Source organism: Bacillus sp. PK6-16, from assembly GCF_056530295.1.
In genome coordinates this window covers 455,793-470,317 of the sequence record NZ_CP096511.1, presented here as the reverse complement: position 1 = coordinate 470,317, position 14,525 = coordinate 455,793, and the positions used below count along the sequence as shown (strand labels likewise).

The following is a 14,525-nucleotide window of genomic DNA, read 5'->3' as shown; positions in this document are numbered from 1 at the left end:
TGTGACCTTTTCATCCACCTATTGTGAAAGAATGACGGCAGGTTCCTGTTAGGAACGATCTGTCCTTGCATACTACCATTCATCCAAGTCAGTAGTATGCAAGAGGTTATAAGAAATAAACCAGTACCCCCCTTCTCATTTAAATTTTAAATACGAATTGTTGATTGCTCATATAAACAGTTTTATGAAGAATGCTCCACAATTTCCAATTGTGATATTCTTTCCACGTTTGAATTGTTTGTAACCATTTTTTATATACTTTTTACGTATTCTTTTTACTTTCTTCCATGGAAGCAACAAGAATACGCAGTTTTGTTGTAATTTGGTTTTTTAATAATAATATAATCTCTTGTGGTACTTGTTCTTGCAATTCTAATCCACGTCTTGCGATCGCGAATGCGGCTGCTTCATGAACGCTAATACCGAAATTTTTACTGTATTTTAATTTTCCAATCACACTTGTATAAGCGGGGTTTACTGTTTTAACAGAAAATCCGTTACGAAGAGACATACGAATTAAACTGTTCAACATCTTTTTATACGTAAATTGATGGAAATTACGATTACTGTATTTATCAGTATCATGAGATTGTTGAAACTTTAAATCTTCTAAAACAATTCCACCTACATTGTTTTCCAATAACCATGTTTTAATTTGTTGTACGATTTGTCCAATTATCGTTGCGCGTTTGTTTGTTGAAAACGCATTCAAATTGTGTAGATAAAAAATTTTTGAACCTTTAAAATTACCTTGTTTTGTACATAAACTAACTGCAATACGGTCCGGATTTACATCAATTCCTGCAATTACATCTGATTGTGGTGTTTCCTTGAAATCTAGTACACGACCTATTTCTGTTTCATCAAACGTAATATTTACATAAAATTCATTTTGTTTACGAATGATTTCTACACTATATTTTTGACGCTCTATAATCGGTTTTCCTTTTGGATTTACACCGATTTGCTTTCCCATAACGACATTTGTGATTTGATGATAAAAATGATATGGAATGATAATCGGAACTTTGATTCGTGGGCTTTTTGTTTTTCCATTTGTTCGTCCTAATGGATTTGCAATTTCTAACCATCCTTGCCCACAATCATCAACTGTAATGCGCATGTTCAAATTCCCTTTTTTGCTTTTATCTCCGCGAGAATATAATTGTCGTGTCCGCAAATCTTTCCATTCTTGATTGGATATCTTATCTTTCATTCTTTCATAGAAATTTTTCCGCCCACCAAAAATAATAGGAGGTAATGTTTTATTTTTAATATGTTTTGCATACGTTTCAATTTTTTGTTCTAATTTTTGTTTTCGTTTTCTTAATCCAATTAGACAAGTTTCTAATGCAACTTGTTTAGGTCTTTTTTTGCCGCGTTCATAATCATCTATTTTTTGTAACGTCTTTTCTAACTTTTTTTGATTGTTTTCTAGGTAAACAGGAAGAAGTTCTTTTTGAGAGAAAAGGATCGTTTGCGCTTGTAAAATTGCATCTTCACAAAAACGTTTATTTAACAAATATTTAGGTTGTAGTTTTTTTATCAATTCTTTCTCGTTTTCGCCCTCAATCAAACGATTAAAACTATATCGTTTTGCACTTTCGAACGTACGGATCAAAGTAATTAAATCTTCCGTTTGTTCTTTTGTAATAGAATTGATTTTACAAGTACGTGTTGTTTTCATCCTTTTCCCCCCTTTTCATCACCTGAAAATATTATAGGTTGAATTCTGTAAAATATAAAACCTGTAATTGTAAATTTTTATAGTTTTTTATAGATTCTTATTTACTGTTATTACCTCCTTCCAATTCTAGTGTGATGCAAAAATGAAATAAAAAAACACTCCTCCCTAAAAAAGGGACGAGTGTTGTATTCGTGGTTCCACCCTTGTTTCAATTCGTAAAGTAACACACTTCACCAATTTCTCAAGTCTAAATAACGGTTTTTACCGGCAAGCAATTACTAGATGCTCGTTCACTGCTGCAGTTCAGAGGTGGTAATCCATTTTTCCGTATTAGGAAGCTCACAGCCAAAGGCTTCCCTCTCTGAAAATCGTAAAAAATTGATCGTGTCCTCATCATCACTTCTTGATGTCGAATTTTGTAGTTATTGTTCATTATATTGAATTGTTAGAAAAAATCAATATATTTTTTATATAACATAGGAAATATTTCTCTTCTTATATTATAACAGAAGATACAAAACTTCCCTATTTCCCTAAAAATGGTATAATCCGTTTAGGAGGTGCACCAATAATGATTGCTGTCTTTTGTATCATTGCTACGTTTCTCTCTATTCTATTCGCTATCATGCATCGGCACAAGTATCCTGGTTATAGCATTTTAGCGGTAGCTATTATACCAGCTGTTTCCTTCTACGTATTGGGTAAATATCAATATACGGAAGTGTTTATCGGTTTTGCAATCTTCTACTGCGTCTTTGGATACATACTAACAATGAAAAAATTTTTATTGAATCATTAAAAGGGACCGATTTCTACTTATAGAAATCGGTCCTCGCACGTACCTTCCGGTTGCCCACACGAAAGATATGTAATTCGCTTATTTATCTTCTTTGTTCATAAAAAACTTATGATGCGGAAGATCCACATTTAATGCCTCTAATTGTTTCTTTTCATTGTCTAAAATCGCTTTTGCTTTTGTTTTTGTTGCCTCATCTAATCCCGCAAAGATGTCTTCATGCTTCTCTTTCTCTGGGAGTTTCACACCTAGTTTTGTTAATTCTTCTTTTGCTTGCTCATGCGTTAATTTCCCGGACTTTTCCTGTTCAAAAATAGACTTTGCTTTTTCCTTCGCCTGTTCATCTAAGTTAGTAAGTATGTCTTTATGCTTACCCTTCTCTGGCATTTTCACGCCTAACTTCGCTAATTCCTCTTTTGCTTGTTCACGTGTTAATTTGCCGGATTTCTCTTGCTCTAAAATTGATTTTGCTTTTTCTTTCGCCTGTTCATCTAATCCCGCAAACATTTCTTTGTGCTTATCCTTTTCCGGGAACTTCACGCCTAATTTTGTTAATTCTTCTTTTGCTTGTTCTCGTGTTAATTTACCAGACTTCTCTTGCTCTAAAATTGACTTCGCTTTTTCTTTCGCCTGTTCATCTAATCCTGCAAACATGTCTTTACGCTTCTCTTTCTCTGGAAGCTTTACACCTAGTTCCTCTAACTGTTTCTTTGTATCATCCATAATTGTTTTTACTTTTTGTTTTGTAGCGTCATCCAAATCCTTTTTCGCCGTTTTTGCAGGCTGATCCACTGCTGGAGTATTCGTTGCCGCGAATGCCGGAATGCCGACTCCTCCAATAATTCCGAATGATAACGCACCTGCAATCGCTAAATACCCAACTGTTTTCTTCTTCATAGGAAATTTCCTCCTTCATATTTCTAATGCATGTACACTTTCGTATACAATGCCTATAATAATGTCGGTTTCTTAACATTTCCTTAACGACTTAACAAAAAAACACCGCTCGTAATGAGCGGTGTTTCTCTAAGCCTTTTGTAATTGTAATTCTTCACGTTCCATTATTTTTCTTAATACAATTGTTTGTGTCATTGTAAATAAGTTACCTGTTATCCAATACAACACAAGTCCTGATGGCGCCGCAAACCCCATAAATAGAATCATTGCTGGCATCATAATTTGCTGCATTTTCAGCATCTGTACTTGTTCTCCAGGTGTAATATTCGATTGGAAAACTTTCATCTGAATAAATGTCGTTAACGCTGCAATAATCGGTAATATATGATATGGATCTGCATGTCCTAGGTTCACCCATAAAAACGAAGATGTGCGAATCTCTTCAGTTCTGCTAATCGCATAATACAAAGCAGAGAAAATCGGCATTTGTATAAAAATTGGCCAGCAACCAGCAAGTGGATTCCAACCGCCTGATTTCATTAGTTCTGACATTTCTTTTTGATACTGCTTTTGTTTTTCAAGGTCTTTGCTTACATCACCGTACTTTTTCTTTAGCTTCTGCAATTCAGGTTGCATTTTCTTCATTTTCGCTTGGCTGCGATATTGCGAAACAGCTAATGGAATCATTGCTGAACGAATAACGAGCGTCATAATAATGATAGCAATCCCAAAGCTAGCTCCAGGTATATGATGAGCAACAAATTGAATCATAAACGAGATTGGATATACAAAATAATGATCCCAAATCCCAGTACTATGTGCATCAATTGGGGCCGCATTACTGCAACCAGATAAAACAAAAACAAATAATAATGATAAACTAACGAGCACAGCTCGGTATGATTTTAACATGTTCATTCCTCCAATGTTTCGTAATTATTTAGCGAAACATTGGCGTATACGGACCGACCTCGTCATTCTCTTCACTTGATTCTTGTCTGCGTACAGAACGAATCATTCCATATTTATAAAAAATAGAAAATAGCGGTACATTTCCCGCACTATCTTCACATGTATCAACTAACGCAAAAGCTCTTTGTCTACCGCTTGATGCTTGTTGACGCACAAAGCGAGAAACATTAGCAAGGAAGAAAACTTCTAATAAACAAAGTGCCGTCGTTACAAACGATATATATAGAATTGCATCCTGCAATAAAAATTCCATCGCTTCACATCCTTAATAAGGTCATTTTAGCACATCGGGCAAATATTCTCTATTTCCTTTTATTTTCAAAAAAAGTATTTTGCATATTTTCTCAAGAAAACAATAATTAAGAAACGTTGTATTCGCTTTCTTTAGCATATTCACACACATCAATGAATAGGCTTAATTTATTAGAAATTTATAAAATTTTTGCATTATAATAAAACTATTGCCAGTTTTTGAAAAAACCTTTATTCTCTTCTTGTAATCAAAAATGAATATGGAGATGAAACATACTATGGGTCAACTAGGAGACGCCGATTACGTTCCCGACACCGCCTTTTTATCCTTCCCAGCAGCTAAAACATTTCACTTAGAATTTATGATACAGTTGGTTGTTATTTTTATAGCTTCTATTTTGTATGCAATTTCTATGAATATGTTTTTTATCCCGCATAATATGATTAGCGGTGGATTCGCTGGTGTAGGGATGATTATCGGTTATTTAATGCACTACAATATCGGTGCACTTATCTTTTTACTAAACATTCCTCTTCTTATTTTAAGTCACTTTTACTTAGGCAAGAAGACAACCTTTTTAACAGCTTACTTTGTAGCTGTGTCATCGTTAGCGATGAACATTATCCCGGTACACCAAGTTTCAGACGATATTTTACTTTCTTCTGTATTCGGTGGTGTTATCTGCGGAGCAGCTTCAGGAATTATATTCCGATTTGCTTCTTCAACAGGTGGTTTTGATGTTGTTGGATTGATTGTAGCGAAATATCGAGATGTTTCAATTGGAGCAATCATATTTGTATTCAACTTAATCTTACTTGTAGCAGCAGGTTTTATTTTCGGATGGGATATTACACTTTATACGTTAATTAGTCGATTTGTAGTCAGCAAAGTTATCGACGCTGTGCATACGAAACATATTAAATTAACGATAATGACTATTACAGAAAAAGGCGAGGAAATAAAAAGCGCACTACTACATCACGGCATACGCGGGGTGACAATGGTAGACGCTGTCGGCGGCTATACAAACCATAAGAAAAAAATGATTTACACTGTCGTGACTCGCTATGAGTTAGGCGAAATGAAACGTATTATCCGTCAAGTGGATAACAAAGCATTTATGAACATTACTGAAACAGTTGAAATTGTCGGCCGTTTCAAACGCATATAAAAAGGTTAATAAATTAAAGGGCATAACATATTAGTCATATATAATATGTTATGCCCTTTGTTATTCAACTAACGTACCTTTTAGCATAATAAAATCACTAAGTTTATTACTACAAATCGGAGGATAGCATTCCATATACAATACTGTCTGTCCATTCATCTTTATTCCAAAAATCTTGTATGAAATGGGCTTCCTTTCTCATGCCTATTCGTTCACACAATTTTTGTGAAGCTGTATTACGTGCATCAAGATTAGCCTGTATACGATGTACATTGAATTCATTAAATAATTTCAATACCAAACTACTTACTGCTTCTGTCGCCAAACCTCTCCCAGCTACTTCATTTGAAAAACTATAACCAATCTCAACAGTGTCTTTCATATTTGTGTACCATACGGATAAATCACCAACTACTTTATTTTTGTATATAACTGCCAAACTTAATATTGTTTCTTTAGTAAGTACATGATTTGCTAGCTTCTTATTAAATCTTTTCTGCATGTCTTCATGAGTCCACTTGTTATGTAATAGGAACTTGCATGTATCATCACTATTATAAATAGCAAATACATCCTGTAAATCTGTACTCTTAAAAGGTCTAATTATTAATCTTTCTGTTGTGAACTCCAAGTTAGCTCTCCTCCCTTACATTCATGCTATAAAACATTTTTTATAGTATTTAAGCCTCATTCTTAGATCTCACCTTGATTACATATTTCATCATAATAAATTAAAATCCTTCTTTCACTAAACTGCACCGTTAATGGTATTTCCTTGCGCTTTTTATTTTTTACACTTATTACAAAATCAGATAATTCTATTATTATGTCCTTAAATGTGTTATAATGAAAGCAGACTCACAAAAAAAGAGTATATAGACTTGGAAGTTTCTCTTATTTTACAAGCAAAAAGAAACGAGCAGTCGGGTATATTTCAGACACCATACACGTAACGGTTTAAACAACCGATCATCTTAGTTATTCTTCAATGATCTTTTTATAAAAAGATACGTACAATTAAAACTCACTTCAATATACTATACCTACCTTTTTGACTTCCAAATCATCTTATTACATAAGGAGATGAACATATGAATCAATATATACGATATACAATAGCTGTCCTGTTTGCTATTATCGGCGGAACAATCTGCTTCTGGACAAACACTCAGCTTGGAGAGAATATCATCTTTAATGGAATCGAAACACTTGTAAGCGCTTCAATTTTAGGCGGATACATTTACTTCCTCTTCAATCCAGAAGAAAACGCTCAAAAAACAATGTTATTAACAATGATCGGAATCGTTGGTGGATGTATTTCCTACTCAATGACAAACTATACATTACCACTTCAATTAAGCTCAGCTTTCTTCCACGGTCTATGGACTTGGTTCATTGCATTCTGCTTAGCAGACGTATTCAACCTATTACAAGACAATGAAGAAGATAGCGGTCGCCAAATTGAAAGTAACTCTTAAGCTGGAAGATACTCTTCCAGCTTTTTTATGTTGGTTTGCATACCCCGCATCACGATAAAAAGAAGTTGCCCTCACGGCAACTTCTTTTCCATATACCCCACTTCGTATTCACTAAAATATATCAACGATTTTTCAAATATATCAATCGTTTCTCCACTTATATCAACGATTTTTTCATTATATCGACGGTTCGACACAAGATATCGATTTACCGACAACCTTCGACACTCAAAACGCACAACATACCCTATCCACCAAGCAACTTACTGCCGAACTCTACGATTAAAAAGATAATTAATAGGATCGCGAGTATCTTTAATGCTACATATGCCACTTTAAAAACAACATAAATGAGCAAGACTATCAAAATAATTGATAAAATTTCCATATTTACTTCCTCCAAGCTTTGCTCTTCTTATCTCATTTTACTCGCCCCGGGCTATTTATGGAACGGCATAAGATGACATATAAAAAAGAGGATACCTCACCCATCGTAAGATACCCTCACCTTCAACTGCTCAAACCATTCTCTTTCTAATTGTAAATATCCCATCTCACTCTTCTCGGCGCTCTCCAATTCTTTATCAGCTTTCTTCATATAAGTATGGGAAGCTTCTAGATCATTCTCTAAATATTTGATAATTCCTTGTGTACGATAATATCCGTTTAAGTCCATTTTTGTAATAGCCTTTGCATGTTCCTTTGCTTCTTGCAAAGAAAGACTATCCATCTGATAAAGGGCTTTATATAAAAGATACCAACTATGAAAACTACTAACGAAAAACTTATTTTCTTTCGTTACAGGTAGTTGAACAATTCGTTCTATATACGGTATCGCTCTTTCCATTCCCTCTTGATCGGCTCTGGTATAAAAAACGAGCATAAGTCCGCTCATTATATCTCTTATACTTTTATCTTCCTTTAATTTTTCCTCACTAAGTTCTATTAATCTCTTATCCCAAACTTTCGGCCTCTTATAACTAAATAACTCACTCGATACTTGAATGTTATATAAATGCTGCTTCGCCTTTTCATCATCTTTAATTAAAATGAGAAATTGCATACCATCACTCAAAAACGTTCCTTTTATCGGTACGATTGTAGCTGCAAAAATCACAAAGTGTAATACAGAAAAATATAAAAGATATTGATAATAACTGACCATATATATGTAACCGAAAGTAATACCAAATAGTAAACTCGTAATCGGTCCACCTAAAGTGAGCCACGCCCATTTTTTTGAAAGGTTCGGTGTCTCTATAGAAGGAGGCACTAACATCGCCACGCCCCCAAAGTACGCCCATAATTTATTTTCTCGAATGCGTACTTTCCCCTTCTCTTTTTGAAAAGTAATCGGCCCTACTGTCATAAATTTAAAATGTAAACCACCTATTAAACCAAACACTACATGTCCTAGCTCATGAATGGCTAACACTAACAATAAAATTCCAACTATTGCCCATAGGTTCAAAATTACTTCTAATTTCCCAGTTCGGATTACTCCGTATAAAATGGACAGAATTAGCGCCACTGTCATTGAGCCAGCTGGCCTTCTTAAAATATCCACCTTTTTCTCCCCTTAATAAATCATTTTTCTTTGCATTTCGTACATGAACTTCCCGAGATGCAATATCCAAATAAATGAGATTAAGCCAATTAATACAAAATCGATATCACTAGCAGCTGTATATATAACGGCAGCCCACCATACATATGCCAATATTGTATTCGTAAATTCATACGCTTTATATCCAGCCTCATGCACAATGTGCTTTAATCCTTCATCTGCGTTTTTCGTCCACATTTTCATAGATTCCATATACGTTACACCTTGTTCAGGATATAGCTTATTATAACGATTTTTTGTTATAAGTCCGATAATTACTACAGTAGTTAAACAAATAATAGAAGCTACTAAATTCCACACCGCAAATGAAACATTTGTATCCTGCAACAGTGCACGTCTACATGTAATAACTGCATATACAAACCATGCCTGCGTAACTATATCGCCTACACGTAAATATATACTTATAATGCCTAATTTTCTGCCTTGTACGCTCTCTTCTTCATCGCGTGCCTCTGCTAACATACGTGTATTCTTCCAAGTATAGTACATCATTAAGATTCCAAAAATAGTACATATACCTATAAATGTATTGGATGATAATTTTCTCGGTTCATCCGAGAGTAAATTTAAAGCTATATAAGACGTTAAAAATCCTCCTATCATACTTAATGCTATTTTCCCCACAGAATCAAATTGTTTTTTTCGCTTACTCTTACTCTTCATCGTCCTCTTCCCCCTCTACTAACGTAAATATTTCCTCCACCGGTACATTGAAAATTTGTGCGATTTTTAACGACAATACGATAGATGGTGCATAATCCCCGCGCTCAATTAAACTAATCGTTTGCCGTGATGATCCAATCGCTTTCCCTAAATCCCCTTGTGATAAACGATGCTTTGCTCGCAATTCCCTCACTCGATTTTGAAGCTTCATGTCTTCCCTCTTTTTCATTTATTTAATTAAAATTGTAAATAATATCCTTATCTTTGTCAATTATAATTGTCATTACGACTATAATAATTGACAAGATACTTATTTCTTATCCTGTATCAAATTCCTATAAAGAATGTAAAATGTGCATTAAACATAGTCTTAAAAATAAAAAAGTCAGTGCTTTTGCACTGACTTCCTAAATTCTGACATAGAATGGATTTCATATTAACTTGCGTTTTGTAGTAATACTCGTTTTAACTGCTTACGGAAACGAATACCTAACGTAACCGCTACAATCACAATAACTCCAAAAATGATTTTACCGATATGACCTTCTAGCACTCCAAAGATATCATGTAAGTTTCCACCTAACCAGTAACCACCGATTAAGAAGAATGATACCCAAAATAGAGCGCCTGAATAAATTGTAATGGCAAAACGACGGAATGGTAAATTAATAATTCCTGCAAAGTATCCTGTGAAATGACGTACACCAGGAATAAAGAAACCAATAAAAATCAGGAAGTACCCATACTTATCAAACCACATTCTCGTTAAGTCGATTTTTCTTTGCGTTAAAAATACGTATTTCCCATACTTTTGAATGAAAGGCATACCTAATTTATTTCCTAAAAAGTATTGAATCGTCATTCCTACACTTGTCCCAATAAAAGATAGAATAATTAAAATCGGTAAACTTAAATCACCCTTATGTGCTAAAAATCCCGCATATGCTAATGTTGGCTCTCCCGGAAACGGAAGTGCAATATATTCTAACAGCAAGCCGACAAGTACAACATAGTACCCGTATTGCTGAAATAATTCATGAATCCATTCCATGTCATCTCTCCTTTCAATCACGTACAACTTCTTACTATTATTGTATAAAAAAATTGTCGAAATAACTATCACAATAGCTTACATTTTTATTACATTTTTGTAAGGGTCACACTAATGATTTTCGTTCTTTATTAAATAGTAAAAATCATTTTTCAAGTCGAAATAGCGAAAAGGCGCATTAATAACATGCAAATTTTATCCATTTTTTAGCACTAAAAAACCTCTCTTATTTTGTTCTCAATAAAAAACCATCACAAACTCATGCTAACTTCATATTAGCTTCATATACGTATTGTAAGATTATATCGGAATTTGTTGAAAAATTTAACCAATATATGACTAAGCATTAATTTGAATAAATATAAGTCGTTTTTCGAAATTGAAAAAAGGGTGAATACGAAATGGAAGCATATAAAATGCACGATTTTATTAATACAAATGTTGAATCTCATCAAAATGAAACCGTTTTTAATTTACAAATATGTGAAACAAGTGAATTTGACGTAAGTTTAACAAAATCTACAACACTATCTTTTATCGTTTCAAAAAAGAATATTAAAATTGTCACGAAAAAATGGATTAATTCAAATCAAGAAAGCATGATTGGCAAAAGCTACATCATTCCAACAAAAGCTTTTCATTATTTCTTACCAATCATCTCTGAAAATGAAGATGAGCTAAATATTCAAGTTCAAAGTTTTGGACTACGTGGTGAGCTTTTATTAAATGAAAGATTACTTATTGATAACAACAACAAACACAACAGCAAAATCACTACATTCTTTGAAACATTAGATGAAAATGTAAATAAAGCATTACGAGGATTACAACTTCATTGTATGTAAGACTCTTACGATAGTAAAAGGAGAATAACAATGAAAAAATTATTATTAAGCGCACTATTATCATTAGGATTTTTAACTCTTCCATTCGCTAGCGCAGAGGCAGCTACAACGAAAGATCAATTAATCGTAGACACTCAGTTAAATAAAATGGATTATTATCAGGATGGAAAATTTATAAAAAGTTTTACTGTCGCTACTGGAAAAGCTGCAACACCTACACCTAAAGGCACTTTTCAAATCGTAAATAAAATTAAAAATCGCCCTTATTATACAGGCAAAATTAAAGGCGGCGATCCACGTAATCCACTTGGTGACCGTTGGCTCGGATTAAATATGGCAGGAACTTACGGAACAACTTATGCGATTCACGGAACTAACAATAATCAAGCAATCGGCAAATGGACAACACTTGGTTGTATTCGTATGTATAACAATGATATACACTGGTTATTTGAGCGCGTTCAGCAGCAAGCTACTGTCACTGTAAAATAGCCTAAAAACAAGATTTATGTGTAGCCAAGAATTTTATGTCTTGGCTTATTTTATTTATTCATTTACAGTAGCAAAACAACTGTATTTACATATATAATAGGAATAGATTTGATTAGCTAATATTTAAACATTGATAAACGTAGATATTAAAATTATACAGTTATAATGTTTTATAAATTTTATAATACATACTATAATAGAACTACTGTAATTCTGAACTATTCAGTAACACTAAACTATTCCCCTTGCTACCTTCATGATTATTTTATAGCGGGGGCTTATTATATGTATAAACAATCTGAGTCACTCGAAAAATGATGAATTCGAATATTGCAGTAAAAAGCGTTATTTAGGAGGTGTTACTATGACGCATATACTGGTGATTGAAGACAACCCAGATATACAAGAACTTATTCGTGAATTTCTAATGGCACAAAACTTTACCGTTGATGTAGTTGGTGCTGGAACAGAAGGTATTCTTCTTTTCCAAAAAAATTCATACGACCTTGTCCTCCTCGATGTAATGTTACCAGATATAGATGGCTATAGTATTTGTAAAATTATGCGAGGACAATCTGATGTACCAATCATTATGTTAACAGGCTTACATAATGAAGAAAGTGAAATTAAAGGATTTGAGTTAGGTATTGATGACTATATTACGAAACCGTTCCATTACACTGTATTTATTAAGCGTGTAGAGGCTGTATTAAGAAGGGCAGCAACAAAGGAAGCAGAAGCTGCAACTATACTACAATTCCATGAGTTGATGTTAAACTCTACAGCATATGCAGCTTATGTTCATGGTAATCAAATTGAATTGACAACAAAAGAATTTGAAATTATTTATACTTTACTGCAAAATCGAGGAAAAGTATTATCAAGAAGTGATTTGTTGAATAAGGTATGGGGCTATGAACATTATGGTGATGTAAGAGTTATAGATACACATATTAAAAACTTAAGAAAAAAACTAGGAATTCCTTATATCAAAACGGTGAAAGGCATTGGCTACAAAATCGAATCGTAGCAAAGACAACATCACCAAAAATATTTTCATCAAAACCTTATTATTTTGTATTCTTTTATCACTTTGCCTTTATCAAATTATTTACTTTCTAGCTTCAAACTACGATAAAGAACGTTTTGCGAAAGAAAATGGAACGCCGACTACAGAACAGGCCGATTCAGATAAGCAAAACGACGGAAGTAAAACGAAGCAAAATAAAGCTGTGTCAGAGGGGAGCATTTCTAATTTCCAATCTTCTATTATAGATTATAAATCTCTTTCTACAGCTATCAATCACCTTTTGCAGCCTAGCCAAACTGTAAAGGCAAAAGAACATACACAAAATCTTTCGGGGAAAAATAGCACTTCTAATCCGCCTACAGAAGCAGAAAAGAAAGCCGCTAATAATGATGCCTTACATACACAAAATGCAGCAAGTAAAACAAATGATACAAATGATAATCCAAAGTTAGCAGATGCGTTGCAGCAATTAGCTCCACATATTGGCGCGACAATGCTTGCATTATCACTACTCGGATCTTTAATTTATACAAAACTAATTGCCAAACCTTTTCAATATATGAGCGATGCTTTAAAAGATATTATGAATCTTGATTTCTCAGATAAAAAGCTACTTAACAAAAATACAGATCAAACAGATTTTAATTTGCAAGTAGCTGCTTCACAAGTACCAAATATTGTGAAGAATTTACATGCAAGCAATCAAGATTTAAGAAATGAGCTCAAGAAGGAACAACAATTAGAACAATCTCGTAAAGAATTTATGTCTATGGTATCCCATGAATTAAAAACACCAATCGCAGCCGTTATGGGACAACTAGATGGCATGATTCACGGAATTGGAGCTTATAAAGATAGAGATAAGTATTTGAAACGTTCCTACGAGATGATGCAAGACATTAACATATTAACGGAAAAAATGTCGGAATTATCCAAAATACAAAACCCTCAATTTAAACCTAATTTAGAAGTCATTTCTTTATCTAATATTATTGAGGATGTTATGAAGAAAGTAGATTACTTTGTATCTGTAAAACAATTAAATGTACAATCTAATATTAAACACGACGTACAAATTTTAGCTGATCCTAAATTTATTCAAACTGCTATTTTTAACATTATTTCAAATGCAATTCATTATACAATTGACCATCAGCACGTATATATAAAGCTTTATGAAAAACCAAATGGTTACGCATTAGAAGTATTAAATACAGGTTCACAAATTGATGAAGATAAACTTGCTCATTTATTTGAACCGTTCTATCGCGCAAACCCTGATAAACACGGTTTAGTACAAGGTAGTGGTCTTGGATTATATATCGTGAAACAAATATTAGATAAACATCAGTTTCCTTACGGGATACAAAACACAGCTCAAGGTGTAAAATGCTCCATTGTATTCCCAAAAGCAATGTAACATTAACTATAATTACATACCCCAAACTTATACTTCATGTGTGAGTGGCGGAATTTTGTAGAGTGTCTTACTCTGTTTCGTTCGCCCGTTATCCTTATTTGGATAGCGGGCGTTTTTTATTACTTAAAAGGAGGATTTTT

16 protein-coding genes, 1 pseudogene and 1 other annotated feature are annotated in these 14,525 nt (G+C 33.6%); of the genes and pseudogenes, 7 read left to right on the top strand and 10 right to left on the bottom strand.

Features of this window, described 5'->3' with window-relative positions:
• Nucleotides 1-139: 139 nt before the first annotated feature.
• A pseudogene (locus M1D66_RS02250) lies at nucleotides 140-1,687 on the bottom strand (IS200/IS605 family accessory protein TnpB-related protein).
• A gap of 169 nt (nucleotides 1,688-1,856) precedes the next feature.
• Nucleotides 1,857-2,093: a binding site (T-box leader), on the bottom strand.
• Nucleotides 2,094-2,258: 165 nt separating this feature from the next.
• Here M1D66_RS02250 and M1D66_RS02245 point away from each other — a divergent pair.
• Nucleotides 2,259-2,486 carry a hypothetical protein gene (locus M1D66_RS02245; protein WP_242554963.1) on the top strand — a complete coding sequence of 76 codons (228 nt, stop codon included), beginning with the start codon at nucleotides 2,259-2,261 and terminating at the stop codon, nucleotides 2,484-2,486.
• Between the two features lie 78 nt (nucleotides 2,487-2,564).
• On the opposite strand, the gene M1D66_RS02240 is transcribed toward M1D66_RS02245, so the two are convergent.
• From M1D66_RS02240 to M1D66_RS02230, 3 genes are all read right to left on the bottom strand, one after another.
• Nucleotides 2,565-3,380: a hypothetical protein gene (locus tag M1D66_RS02240; protein ID WP_242554962.1), complete on the bottom strand. Its 816-nt coding sequence runs from the start codon at nucleotides 3,378-3,380 to the stop codon at nucleotides 2,565-2,567.
• A 129-nt stretch (nucleotides 3,381-3,509) separates the two neighbouring features.
• Nucleotides 3,510-4,292: a membrane protein insertase YidC gene (gene yidC / locus M1D66_RS02235; protein ID WP_000920522.1), complete on the bottom strand. Its 783-nt coding sequence runs from the start codon at nucleotides 4,290-4,292 to the stop codon at nucleotides 3,510-3,512.
• Between the two features lie 28 nt (nucleotides 4,293-4,320).
• Nucleotides 4,321-4,605: a hypothetical protein gene (locus tag M1D66_RS02230; protein ID WP_000394930.1), complete on the bottom strand. Its 285-nt coding sequence runs from the start codon at nucleotides 4,603-4,605 to the stop codon at nucleotides 4,321-4,323.
• 277 nt (nucleotides 4,606-4,882) lie between these two features.
• On the opposite strand from M1D66_RS02230, the gene M1D66_RS02225 reads away from it, so the two are divergent.
• On the top strand, nucleotides 4,883-5,776 hold the full coding sequence (locus M1D66_RS02225) for a YitT family protein (protein WP_000530044.1): 894 nt from the start codon (nucleotides 4,883-4,885) through the stop codon (nucleotides 5,774-5,776).
• Nucleotides 5,777-5,885: 109 nt separating this feature from the next.
• Here M1D66_RS02225 and M1D66_RS02220 read toward each other — a convergent pair whose 3' ends face one another.
• A complete protein-coding gene (locus M1D66_RS02220; protein ID WP_000397302.1) occupies nucleotides 5,886-6,407 on the bottom strand; it encodes a GNAT family N-acetyltransferase in 522 nt (173 codons plus the stop codon).
• Between the two features lie 460 nt (nucleotides 6,408-6,867).
• Between M1D66_RS02220 and M1D66_RS02215 the strand changes: the two genes are divergently transcribed.
• The gene (locus M1D66_RS02215; protein WP_001077773.1) at nucleotides 6,868-7,254 is read left to right on the top strand and encodes a DUF3938 domain-containing protein; all 387 of its coding nucleotides are present in this window, start codon (nucleotides 6,868-6,870) and stop codon (nucleotides 7,252-7,254) included.
• 247 nt (nucleotides 7,255-7,501) lie between these two features.
• Here the strand turns inward: M1D66_RS02215 and M1D66_RS02210 are convergent, their stop codons facing one another.
• The 5 genes from M1D66_RS02210 to M1D66_RS02190 all read right to left on the bottom strand — a co-directional run bounded on the left by M1D66_RS02210 (nucleotide 7,502) and on the right by M1D66_RS02190 (nucleotide 10,598).
• Nucleotides 7,502-7,642, bottom strand: coding sequence for a DUF3985 family protein (locus M1D66_RS02210; protein ID WP_000404758.1), 141 nt, complete (start codon nucleotides 7,640-7,642; stop codon nucleotides 7,502-7,504).
• Between the two features lie 96 nt (nucleotides 7,643-7,738).
• Complete coding sequence (locus M1D66_RS02205; protein ID WP_242555038.1) at nucleotides 7,739-8,791, bottom strand: M50 family metallopeptidase; 1,053 nt, start codon at nucleotides 8,789-8,791, stop codon at nucleotides 7,739-7,741.
• A gap of 42 nt (nucleotides 8,792-8,833) precedes the next feature.
• Nucleotides 8,834-9,547, bottom strand: coding sequence for a DUF3169 family protein (locus M1D66_RS02200; RefSeq protein ID WP_153595741.1), 714 nt, complete (start codon nucleotides 9,545-9,547; stop codon nucleotides 8,834-8,836).
• Entirely contained in the window at nucleotides 9,537-9,758 is a 222-nt protein-coding gene (locus M1D66_RS02195; RefSeq protein WP_000776168.1) for a helix-turn-helix transcriptional regulator, read from the bottom strand. The genes M1D66_RS02200 and M1D66_RS02195 overlap by 11 nt, the downstream gene beginning before the upstream one ends.
• Before the next feature lie 225 nt (nucleotides 9,759-9,983).
• On the bottom strand, nucleotides 9,984-10,598 hold the full coding sequence (locus M1D66_RS02190) for a DedA family protein (RefSeq protein WP_000454754.1): 615 nt from the start codon (nucleotides 10,596-10,598) through the stop codon (nucleotides 9,984-9,986).
• Nucleotides 10,599-10,999: 401 nt separating this feature from the next.
• On the opposite strand from M1D66_RS02190, the gene M1D66_RS02185 reads away from it, so the two are divergent.
• The 4 genes from M1D66_RS02185 to M1D66_RS02170 all read left to right on the top strand — a co-directional run bounded on the left by M1D66_RS02185 (nucleotide 11,000) and on the right by M1D66_RS02170 (nucleotide 14,385).
• Nucleotides 11,000-11,443 carry a DUF3978 family protein gene (locus M1D66_RS02185; RefSeq protein WP_000388769.1) on the top strand — a complete coding sequence of 148 codons (444 nt, stop codon included), beginning with the start codon at nucleotides 11,000-11,002 and terminating at the stop codon, nucleotides 11,441-11,443.
• A gap of 30 nt (nucleotides 11,444-11,473) precedes the next feature.
• Entirely contained in the window at nucleotides 11,474-11,935 is a 462-nt protein-coding gene (locus M1D66_RS02180) for a L,D-transpeptidase (RefSeq protein ID WP_000735058.1), read from the top strand.
• A 364-nt stretch (nucleotides 11,936-12,299) separates the two neighbouring features.
• The gene (locus M1D66_RS02175) at nucleotides 12,300-12,965 is read left to right on the top strand and encodes a response regulator transcription factor (RefSeq protein WP_000148833.1); all 666 of its coding nucleotides are present in this window, start codon (nucleotides 12,300-12,302) and stop codon (nucleotides 12,963-12,965) included.
• Nucleotides 12,943-14,385, top strand: a complete 1,443-nt coding sequence (locus tag M1D66_RS02170; protein ID WP_086410146.1) for a sensor histidine kinase — start codon at nucleotides 12,943-12,945, stop codon at nucleotides 14,383-14,385. The genes M1D66_RS02175 and M1D66_RS02170 overlap by 23 nt, the downstream gene beginning before the upstream one ends.
• The last annotated feature ends 140 nt before the right edge of the window (nucleotides 14,386-14,525 follow it).

Excerpts from the sequence above, each read along its gene's own strand:
- M1D66_RS02215 (WP_001077773.1), top strand. The coding sequence starts at position 6,868 with ATGAATCAATATATACGATATACAATAGCTGTCCTGTTTGCTATTATC.
- M1D66_RS02195 (WP_000776168.1), bottom strand. The coding sequence starts at position 9,758 with ATGAAGCTTCAAAATCGAGTGAGGGAATTGCGAGCAAAGCATCGTTTA.
- M1D66_RS02200 (WP_153595741.1), bottom strand. The coding sequence starts at position 9,547 with ATGAAGAGTAAGAGTAAGCGAAAAAAACAATTTGATTCTGTGGGGAAA.
- M1D66_RS02205 (WP_242555038.1), bottom strand. The coding sequence starts at position 8,791 with ATGACAGTGGCGCTAATTCTGTCCATTTTATACGGAGTAATCCGAACT.
- M1D66_RS02185 (WP_000388769.1), top strand. The coding sequence starts at position 11,000 with ATGGAAGCATATAAAATGCACGATTTTATTAATACAAATGTTGAATCT.
- M1D66_RS02210 (WP_000404758.1), bottom strand. The coding sequence starts at position 7,642 with ATGGAAATTTTATCAATTATTTTGATAGTCTTGCTCATTTATGTTGTT.
- M1D66_RS02245 (WP_242554963.1), top strand. The coding sequence starts at position 2,259 with ATGATTGCTGTCTTTTGTATCATTGCTACGTTTCTCTCTATTCTATTC.
- M1D66_RS02225 (WP_000530044.1), top strand. The coding sequence starts at position 4,883 with ATGGGTCAACTAGGAGACGCCGATTACGTTCCCGACACCGCCTTTTTA.
- M1D66_RS02175 (WP_000148833.1), top strand. The coding sequence starts at position 12,300 with ATGACGCATATACTGGTGATTGAAGACAACCCAGATATACAAGAACTT.
- yidC (WP_000920522.1), bottom strand. The coding sequence starts at position 4,292 with ATGTTAAAATCATACCGAGCTGTGCTCGTTAGTTTATCATTATTATTT.
- M1D66_RS02230 (WP_000394930.1), bottom strand. The coding sequence starts at position 4,605 with ATGGAATTTTTATTGCAGGATGCAATTCTATATATATCGTTTGTAACG.
- M1D66_RS02240 (WP_242554962.1), bottom strand. The coding sequence starts at position 3,380 with ATGAAGAAGAAAACAGTTGGGTATTTAGCGATTGCAGGTGCGTTATCA.
- M1D66_RS02180 (WP_000735058.1), top strand. The coding sequence starts at position 11,474 with ATGAAAAAATTATTATTAAGCGCACTATTATCATTAGGATTTTTAACT.
- M1D66_RS02190 (WP_000454754.1), bottom strand. The coding sequence starts at position 10,598 with ATGGAATGGATTCATGAATTATTTCAGCAATACGGGTACTATGTTGTA.